Raw genomic sequence first — 9,435 nt, 5'->3', positions numbered from 1 at the left:
ATCTACACTTGCAGCTTCGTCGGAAGCGACAGATGTGTATGAGAGACAGAACAGGGGCCGTGCGGTGTTCCGGGGGACCCTCCATCCGGGGCCGGGGCTCCGGTGCGATGGGGCCGGTGAGGCAGAGGCAGGGGGTGGTGCCGGAGTCGGCCCGATCGGGGTGACTCCTGCCTACGGGGTGCGCCGCGTCCGGCGGCGGGCACTCGCCGTGCCGGCGAGCCGGGCCACCACGGCGCTCACCACGAGCAGCAGCAGCCAGGGCAGAACCCGGGGTTCGGTCAACTCCGGGGCTGCCGAAGGCCTGAATGCCGCGTCCGCATTCACCACCACGGCGATGGCGACGATCCCGGCGGCGATCTGCGCGGTGGCGGCGAGCGGCCGGTGTCCGGCGGCCCGGGCGGCGAGAGCCAGTCCGACCGCGACGCCGCCGGCCGGCACCAGCGCCACCGCCGTACCGGCCGGGCCCTCCGCGCGCACCACGGCTTCGAGCACGAACGCCGCGAGAGCCGCACCGAGCGCCACCGCCACCGGCGCCAACCGGCGCCGAGCCTCCTGCCGCCAGGCTTCCCGGCGCGGCAGGTCCGGTCGCACGGCGGCGGCGACCACCCCGACGCCGAGCAGAACGGCCCCGGTCGCTGCCAGCAGGTCGACCGGCCACAACCCGGCCAGGCCGTCGGCTTCACGCGGTTCGGTGACCCGCGCCAGGGCGAGCACCGCGACCGGTGCGGCCCCGACCGCCGCCATCGCCCACCCGGCCCGTCCCCAACGGCCGACCACACCGGCCGGACCGACCAGCAGCAGCACCCCCGGCAGGAGGTGCCACCACCGTGAGGACACCAGAAGCACTCCGCCTCCCGCCGACACCGGAACGGCCATCAGCGTGATCACGGTCCGAACCACGGGCGACGGAGGAGACGAGGAGACAGAGGGGCCGGCCATGGGAGCTCCCGGGGACGAAAACAGGGACCGCCGACACCCAGCGCCGGTGGAAGGAGGAGAGGAGGGGCAAGAGCCCGGGGAAAGAGGCGGAAAGGGCGGGGCGGGTGCGTCGGGCCGGAGCCCGGCATCCCCGTCATCAACAGATGATGATCGAACGGCACCCGGGTGGGCCACCAGTTGGCGGATCACGTCCCGGCCACCCCTGTACACGCGCGTCGTGCCGATGGCCACCCCTTGGCCACCCCTGCCCCGATCGAGCCCCGGAGGAGAGGCGGAGTCGACTGGGCGCCAGGCCGATTCAACGAGAAAGGCCAGGTCAGAGGGTGTCTGACCTGGCCTTTCCGCGGAGCCGCCTAAGGGAATCGAACCCTTGACCTACGCATTACGAGACCAGGGGCGGTCATGCCGTTCCGTGACGAGCACTGCCGCAGGATGGCATCCTGCCTGTTCAGAGCGCCTCTGTCATGCTCATCCGGCACGGCTCGTGCCGCACCGTCCGGACGCGTCCGGCCACGCATTGGCCACGCGCGGGTGTGGCGATCCGCGCCCGACGCCCCTTTCCCACCGTTGTTGAGTCCACACAGCCGAGCAAAGTGCGGTGACGCGCGGCGGAGCCGTACGCGGTTGAACATGTTTAACGGCATGCCCCGTCTTCGAGGGGCACAGGTACTTGGGTCGGTCTCCTTTCGGGCAGGGATGGGCTGCCGCACCGGTCGGCTGAGCTGTGGTGGCAGCCACGGGGCCTTCCTGGTAGTCGGGTCGGAGTGGGTACCTCAGGTGAGCTGGGCGAGCTTGGCGCGGACGGTGGGTGAGGCGGCGCTTGCGAACGCCCGCCCCTCGTGGCCGTCGATCTCTTCTTCTTGAAGCGTCACCGGGTACTCCGTGCCGAGTTGGAAGGCCCAGCCGAAGTTCACGTGGTGGTGGGCTGGCTCCTTCTTCGACGGGTTCGCGTCGATGGTGTACACGTCGATGTCGAGGGGAACGTCCTCGTAGCCGGAAAGGGGGACGACGGCGTCGCGCAGGTACCGGTTGGCCGGTTCGTTGTGCCCGCCGTTAGGAACAGTTCGCATGCCTCAGGCCCTTGGCTGTCTCAGCGTACGGCGCTGCTGGCTCCGCACCCCCTGGTGTAGCGGCGTTAACCCTGGCGTCTCAGTCGGGGTCGAGAATTTTACTCTTCTGTGATCTCGATTTGCTGACTTGTCGCTCGCCGTAGACAGCTGTTGCTGCGGTCGGCGATCAAGGAACGCCCGGACAGCTGTGCGCATCGTGGACAGCAACAGGCGGACGGGAAGGGTCTCACCGCTCGGTCGCTGTCGGTGGTCGCCCGTAGAGTCATCGTGGGGCCAGCGTGGCCGCAACCTGACTGAGGGTGGAGAAGTTGGTATCGGGACGTGCGACTGATCCGGAAGAAGCGCGGCAGCTCATGCTTCGGAACGGGTGCGACCCGAAGGTGCCTTTCACCTCGAACAAGACGCCCTGGGAGAGCACCTGCATGAGGTGCCAGGGGGATATTGAACCGACGTACGACAGCATCTCCACGAAAGCCAAGCGGCACGGGGATGCTCCCCGCGGTTGTCGCCCGTGCGCCGACAAGGAGCGTGCAAAGAAGTTCAGGATCGATGAGAACGAACTGGCGAAGAGCGTCGCAGCCGCTAACATCGAGCCACTGGAGCCGTACGAGAAGAACTCCAAGGGGTGGGCGTGTCGTTGCCTCAACGTCGGTTGCCCACGCGAGGGCAAGCCGATCAAGGTACTCATGAAGGTGGTTCGGGCCGGCGGCATGGCCTGCCGTTTCTGCTCCAAGAAGGAGATCCACCCCGATGATGCGTTCAAGATGATGGTGGACTTGGGGCTGGTCGAGCCCAAGGTGCCCTACCCAGGCATCCACATACCGTGGCTCGGCGAATGCCTGCGGTGCCACAAGAATGTGACCCCTCGTCTGAACGACGTCCGAAACGGTCAAGGAGCGTGCAGACACTGCGCGCCTAACACTCCGCTAACCCCGGAGCAGGCATGGAACCGCGCCCTCTCCTACCGTGTTCTTCCCGATGATCTGCACGCATTCAAGAGCACGAATACCCCTTGGCCGGGGACGTGCATCGAGTGCGGGGCCGATGTGGAGCCCCGACTGGGCAACCTCTACCGGGGCCAGGGAGCCTGCAACTCCCAAAAATGCAAGCTCACCGGCTTCAAGGACGACGCGCCGGGCCTGATCTACCTCCTTCGCCGCTCGGGTCCGGAGATAGCGAAGATCGGCATCTGTGAGCACGCTCCGCACAATAAGCGTCTTGAGCGCCACATCAACAACGGCTGGGAAGTGGCGCAAACGCTAACTTTCCAGGTGGGACTCCATGCACGGCTACTCGAGTCGACCATCAAGAGGTTGTGGTTCAAGGACCGGGCCTGGGCGGACGGCCGGGCCCGCGGAGAGGCGTGGTCCGACGGCTACACCGAGACGGTGCTGCTCGATGACCCAGAGCGGACTGAACCGTGGACTTCGCTCACGACGCTGTCCCTGTGGGCCGACGTCCAGATCCAGGCCGAGCGGCTGGGCTTCGCCATGGATGAGCGGCGCGCTGAGGCCGAGGCCGAGGGAGGCGAGCAGCTGACCTGAGTGGGGCGAACTACGTAGCGTTCGGCTTGGGCGTACAGGTGAGCGACCCCTATGAGGGCAGGCCGCGCAGTTTGCGTAGTGGTCGAGGCGTCGTTCGTGGTCGCGGTTGAGGGAGCGTGAGCGGGCCAGCCAGCTCAGCGTGCGCTCCACCACCCACCTGCGGGCCAGTACGACAGACGCTGGCCTTGGTCCCGCAGCCGGCGCCAGGCCGTGGCTCCGGAGCAGCCCACGGTCTCGGCCGGGACGTCGCGCCCCAAGCGGCGGTCTGCATCGGGAGCGTCGATGTCGTGCCGGCGATGCCGACGCAGGCAAGGGAACGGATCTCGCCGGCGGCGCGGAGGCCGTCTGCCCGGCGGCGGAGCGAGGAGGGCACGGTGGGTCCTTCGACGCCGTCCGGCCGGCTGAAGCACCACATGATGCGGATCAAAAACGATCATGAAGGGCGAAGCGGGTGCGTCGCACCCTCTGCTGGCGCCACGGAGCATCCGGGATGTCTCCTGCACCCGGTCCAATCCTCCACAGATCGGCACACCGACGCTGCAACTGCGCGGCGCACCCCTCGTCTGCGATACGCACCGTCATCCCTGCTGACTGCGAGAAAGAGGCTTCACCGGCATACTCGTCATGCCCGCAGCGCAGCAGCAGGCACGGGAGTCGGGTGGAGCGATCGGGCAGATTGTCGGCGTGGCGTCGTGCGGCGAGGATGTCGGGGTGATCGAACGTGACCATGCGCCGAACGCCGGGACGGGATTGCTCGGAGCGAACTTCAGTCGTCGCAGCCGTCTGGAACCGACCGACGACCGGGCCGGGGCCGGGCGGTGGATTGCCATCGACGAGTCCGGCTACCACGGCGATCAGCTGCACGGCGGCGACCGCTACATGATCCTGGGCTCGGTGGCCATTGATGACGCCGATGCTGCCGCCATCGTGGACACCCTGCGTGTCGAGGGGGGGATCCAGAAGTCCGCGACAGAGCTGAAGTTCCAGAAGATGTTCGCTGGCCCGGCTGCGGGCCGGCGCCGTCACCTCCTGGGCGACCTGCTGGCACCCGATGGTCCGCTCCATGACCGCGCCTCGGTATACGTGATCGACAAGCACTACTTCGTCGCGGCCAAACTTGTCGACCTCCTGCTGGAGGAGCGGTTCAACGCCATGGGTATCGACATTGTCATGAACGGTGTTGCCCGGCAGTTCGCCCTGGACCTGGCCACCGAAGGCCCCTGGGCGATGGGCCGCGACGGCTTCGACCGACTCATCGCCACCGCCGTGGGCTTCTTCTCCAAGAAGAACCGTACGGGCGACCATGTCACCGTCGACGAGCTCTTCACCGTCGTCCAGCAGTGCCACGCCTACGCCCGTCGCCATAAAGCCCCCCAGGCGAAGAAGGCGGCACACGTCCTGGAGATGTTGCGCACAACCCGCCCGCAAGCCGAAGCCTTCGCCCGTGAGCGGCCGTCCGAAGCCGCACCGACCGGAGAGCACGGGTTGCTCGACGACTCCACCGATCCGCTGGTCACCGCCGTGCCGACGGTCATCCTCCACGCCTCGATCCGACACGGCGGCAAGCTCCAAATCCTCGCGGACGACCAACGGCTTCTGACCGACGACAAACTCGACGTCCTGGAACGCGGGGCGACAGCCGTGGGTCTGGTGCAAGGCCTGATCGAGCAGAGCCACCTTCAGAGCCTGGTCCGCGGCCGGTCGGTGGATCATCCCTCCCTCCAGCTTGCCGACCTGGTGGCAGGCGCCGGCCGGGCAGTTGCACGATGGCACGACGGCCAGGACGACCCTGCCGGACAGGACCTTCACCTAGGCACTGTCCGGCGGATCATGTGACCTTCTGATCGGTCGCTCGTTGGTTCGGGCATGGGTCGGGGGGATCTGACGAACCGCGAGTGGTCGTTACTGGAGCCGCATCTGCCACCTCGGGGTGGCCGGGGTGGCCGGTGGAACGACCACCGCATCGTGGTCAACGGCATCCTGTTCCGGATTCGGACCGGTGTCCCCTGGCGTGACCTGCCGGAACGTTACGGCTCGTGGAAGACCGTCTATGAACGACATCGCCGCTGGTCCGCGGACGGCACCTGGGACCGGATCCTGCACGCGGTTCAGGCCGAGGCCGACCTTGCAGGGCGGATCGACTGGTCGATGGTCGGCATCGACTCGACGTCCTGCCGGGCCCACCAGCACGCGGCTGGCGCACGCAAAGCCCGTCCGCGAATCCCGAAAAAAGGACGACGCCCCGGCACCACCGCCCCGACGAGGGACTCGGACGGTCCCGGGGCGGTTTGACCAGCAAGATCCACCTCGCCGGTGAAGGCGGCTGCCGCCCCATGGCCCTGCTGCTCACGCCGGGCCAGTGGGGCGACGCCCCGCAGATGGTCGAGGTCCTGGACCGGATCCGGGTTCCCCGGCCGCTGGGCGGACGGCCCCGGACCCGGCCGGACCACGTCAGCGGCGACAAGGCATACAGCTCCCGCCGAAACCGCCGCTACCTGCGAAGACGCCACATCCGGCACACGATCCCGGAACCGAAGGACCAGCGGGCCAACCGCCGCCGCAAAGGCAGAGGAGGCGGCAGGCCAGCCGGCTTCGACCGCGACCACTACCGGCGCCGCAACGAGGTCGAGCGGACCATCAACCGGCTCAAGAACTCCCGCGCGGTCGCGACCCGTTATGACAAACGGGCCTACGTCTTCCACGGCACCGTCACCGCCGCAGCGATCCGACTCTGGCTCCGCCAGTGATCCGCCGGACAGAACCTAGTAGTGGCGCCACTCGTGGACCCCAACGGCCTGCTCATGGATGAGAAGCCCGCCGATTTCACGCGAGTCGACACCACCCGCGCGAAGCGCCGCTGAACGCCGTGCTCTGCCGTAGAGTCACCTGCGGCTCGAGCACCGGATGGGACGCTGCCCGCCCGAGGTGTTGCGCCGTCGCTGCCCCTGCCGCCGCGCAGAGAGCTGATGCCCCGTGCCCGGACAGCAGTCGGCGAGCCCTTCCGCACGGCAAGAGGAATATGCGCGTGTCGCATGCGAGGGAGGTGAATTCTGGTGTAAGCAGGCGTGAGGCCCCGCGGCCGTAGACGTCCTGCGGGGGCAGGGATCGGGGTGGGGCTCGTGACAAAAAGCGCGTACGAGGAGCTGCAGACCGGCGGGTTGGGGCCAGCAACGTTCGAACTGCTGCGGAGGCTGGTTCACCAGGTGCGCCGTGGCACCGGTTTTCCGCCCCCGGAGGGGCACACGGTGTGGAGCGATGACGCGGCTTATGACGTGATTAGCGCGATGTTGTCCCAGGAAGGAGCGGGACAACGGTTCGTGACCGTCTGCTTCGCCCAGGCCGCCGACGAAGCCTCTCTGGAACGACTGTTTCTCACGTCGATCAAGAACTTCCTCATCGACGAGGCGAAGAAGACACCGCGAGGCAAGCTTCGGCGCCGTATCGCCCGGCTGATGGGCGAGAACGCGGCCTACCGCAAGCTCAAGGGGTCCCCGCCGCGCTGGGCACTGGCCGACCACGCCGAAGGAGCCGTATGGCAGGGAGATCTCGACGATCTCATCTCCCAGGCCGCACAGGTGAAAGGCGTCGGCATCACCCGCTGGAACCACTCCGGCCCCACACCCCAGCAGACCGTGCACGCCCTGATGGCCATCCTGCTGTCCGTGCTGCAGTACGCGCAAGGAGCGGTACGGGAGGAAGACCTCGCCAAGATTCTCGAGGCCCGGTTCGAGCTTCTGGCACCGGCCCGCATGACCCCTCTGTTCGCCGACGAAGGGACCGTCGCCTCCATCGTCGAGCAGCATGCAGCCACCACCACACCTGACCCGACCGGGGTCGAAGGGGTTGCCGAGGACATCTGGCAGCGCCTCTCACCCAACGAGCGTCTGCTGCTTCCTTACCTCGACAAGGACGCGCACCACGCGGCGCAACTACTTGGGACCCGGCAAGGTCATGCGGCGCTGGTCCTGTGCAACCTCAAGACAATGCTCCGTGATGCCCTCTCGGCTGACAGTGCCCCCCAGGTGGTCATGGCTGCCCTGTTGCGGCGCTGCAGCGAGGCTGCGTCGTGAACAGCCCCAGTTACGTCGTCTGGACCCAGTGAGAAGAGAATGCGCTGATGGACCACAGCCGAGGAGACGGGGGAGACGGCATGAGCTCTGGCCACACCACTGCCTACCAGAGGCTTCTAGCCGCCGCAGCGAACCTGAAAGTACCCGACGCCGTCCACCGAGTGGCCACCGCAGCACCCCAGGACCCCCGCCCCGGCCAGATCTGGCGCGCGATGTGGGAGGACACTATCGAGCTGCTGCTGATCACCGCGGCCGGTGACGACGACACCGCGCGCGTCGTGCCGGCCTCCTTCGAGCGGTATGCCGACGCCGACACCCTGCTTCTGCCCGCCCAGGCGACCACCCTGGAGCAGCCACTGGCCCTGTGGTGGGGCCTGGAGACCACCGTGCCGTGGTGTGTGCTGGACCGGCAGGTCAGCGAGCTGACAAGCCACCCCGACAACCTCACCTCCCGTGCGCTCGCCGACACAGTGACCGGCGCCCAGTGGGGGAGCCGTACCGTCTTGTCCTCAGCGGCAGGCGAGTACCGCGCCGTTCTCACCGGCCACTTCGAGGTCCTCAGCTCCGCATGGTGGGCCCCGCAAGGATCGGGAGGTCTCTCCGAGCTCCTTGGTGAGCATGGAATCACCGTCAAGCAGCTCGCGGCCGAACTGAAACTGCTACCCCCTCTGGCGCTGGACGTGTGGCGGGGCCAGCAGCCCCTCACCGCCGAACAGGCAGCCACGCTCGCCGCACTCCTCGGCCAGCCCGCCGCCCGCTTCCTCGACGCTAACCCCGCCCTGCCACCCGCCGTCGTCCACGAACTCAACCGGCCTCTGCGGCGCAGCCAGGTCAAGAAGCTCTCCGCCCAGTACGACGAGACCGAACACGCCGCCCGTCTGCGCGCCGCCTATGGCGTCTACACGCTCGCGGCACGCGACGACAACCGCACCCAGCCGAACTGGACCGCACGCACCGACCGCTACTTCGAACTCCTCCTGGACCAATAGAGAAGAGGGGGTACCCCCGAGTGGTCAACTACGTGCTCGCCGGCGCCGCCCGCACCCAGGCCGCCGCCATGATCACAGAACTCGAAACGGTCCGCCCCGGCGCCGTCAAACTCCTGGCACAAGGCGCCCTCGCGGAACTGCGGACCTGGCCCGAGCTCACCGTCAAAGACGTCCCCGAGAACGAGGCAGCCCAAGGCTGCAGCGTCGCCGGCGCGTACGACTACGGCCCCCCACCCCGGCTGTCCGTCGCCACCTCCAACAGCCACGCACGGCGGGACTTCACCGCCCTGCACGAACTCGGTCACCACCTGCAGAAGAACAGCTTCGACCTCATGGAGCCCTTCAGCAAGGAAGCCGACCGCGGCGTCCTCCTCGAAGACGCCGCCTGCGACGCGTTCGCCGCCCAGATCCTGCTCCCTGCACACCTCGTCGACCAGCACCTGGACGCCAAAGGGCCCACCGCCTCAGCGATCACCCTCCTGTGGGAGACGAGCAAAGCCTCCCGCATGGCCGTCTGCGTACGAGCGGCCCAGCACCTCCCCGCCCCCGGTCACGTTCTCCTCCTCGACTCTGTCGGACACCTCGCTTTCGCCGCATCCCACGGCCTGCCGCCCCTGCGGCGCGGCAGCTTCCAAGGCGACATCCCCGTCATCGACCGCGCCCTGGCCGGCCCCGGCCGCGTACAAGGACGGACTCAGGTCCGCTACCGCGACGGCATCCTCGGCCGCGAACTGCACACAGATACCGCCCCCATGGACGGCTACACCGTCGCCGTCCTCGTCACCGACTCCGCCCCCTGGCGCGCCTTCACCCCGCCCACCAC

Annotated in this window: 8 protein-coding genes; 6 read left to right on the top strand and 2 right to left on the bottom strand. The window is 68.0% G+C overall.

All coding sequences use genetic code 11. The annotated features are described in order from the left end of the window. Nucleotides 1-171 precede the first annotated feature (171 nt). Together FOE67_RS08240 and FOE67_RS29080 are read right to left on the bottom strand one after the other, a co-directional pair. Nucleotides 172-837 (bottom strand): hypothetical protein, encoded by a 666-nt coding sequence (locus FOE67_RS08240; protein WP_182662011.1) that lies wholly within the window; start codon nucleotides 835-837, stop codon nucleotides 172-174. A gap of 875 nt (nucleotides 838-1,712) precedes the next feature. Next, nucleotides 1,713-2,009 (bottom strand): NUDIX hydrolase, encoded by a 297-nt coding sequence (locus FOE67_RS29080; RefSeq protein ID WP_228473680.1) that lies wholly within the window; start codon nucleotides 2,007-2,009, stop codon nucleotides 1,713-1,715. Between the two features lie 299 nt (nucleotides 2,010-2,308). On the opposite strand from FOE67_RS29080, the gene FOE67_RS08230 reads away from it, so the two are divergent. From FOE67_RS08230 to FOE67_RS08200, 6 genes are all read left to right on the top strand, one after another. Next, nucleotides 2,309-3,553 (top strand): hypothetical protein, encoded by a 1,245-nt coding sequence (locus tag FOE67_RS08230; RefSeq protein WP_182662013.1) that lies wholly within the window; start codon nucleotides 2,309-2,311, stop codon nucleotides 3,551-3,553. 624 nt (nucleotides 3,554-4,177) lie between these two features. Further along, a complete protein-coding gene (locus FOE67_RS08220) occupies nucleotides 4,178-5,389 on the top strand; it encodes a DUF3800 domain-containing protein (RefSeq protein WP_182662010.1) in 1,212 nt (403 codons plus the stop codon). A 30-nt stretch (nucleotides 5,390-5,419) separates the two neighbouring features. Beyond that, nucleotides 5,420-6,300 (top strand): IS5 family transposase gene (locus FOE67_RS08215; protein WP_182662008.1). Its coding sequence is split into 2 segments (ribosomal slippage): nucleotides 5,420-5,780 and nucleotides 5,780-6,300, totalling 882 coding nucleotides; the frame shifts between segments, so codons are not numbered across the junction. Between the two features lie 372 nt (nucleotides 6,301-6,672). Further along, a complete protein-coding gene (locus FOE67_RS08210; RefSeq protein ID WP_323384481.1) occupies nucleotides 6,673-7,623 on the top strand; it encodes a hypothetical protein in 951 nt (316 codons plus the stop codon). Nucleotides 7,624-7,835: 212 nt separating this feature from the next. Next, nucleotides 7,836-8,612 (top strand): hypothetical protein, encoded by a 777-nt coding sequence (locus FOE67_RS08205; protein ID WP_228473679.1) that lies wholly within the window; start codon nucleotides 7,836-7,838, stop codon nucleotides 8,610-8,612. A 20-nt stretch (nucleotides 8,613-8,632) separates the two neighbouring features. Beyond that, nucleotides 8,633-9,435: ImmA/IrrE family metallo-endopeptidase (locus FOE67_RS08200; RefSeq protein WP_182662001.1), on the top strand; the 803-nt coding region annotated here is incomplete at its 3' end.

The sequence above is a fragment of the Streptomyces calidiresistens genome (genome assembly GCF_014141525.1).
GTDB classification, from domain to species: domain Bacteria; phylum Actinomycetota; class Actinomycetes; order Streptomycetales; family Streptomycetaceae; genus Streptomyces; species Streptomyces calidiresistens.
The sequence above is the reverse complement of the archived record's forward strand: the minus strand, read 5'-3'. Positions and strand labels throughout refer to the sequence as shown.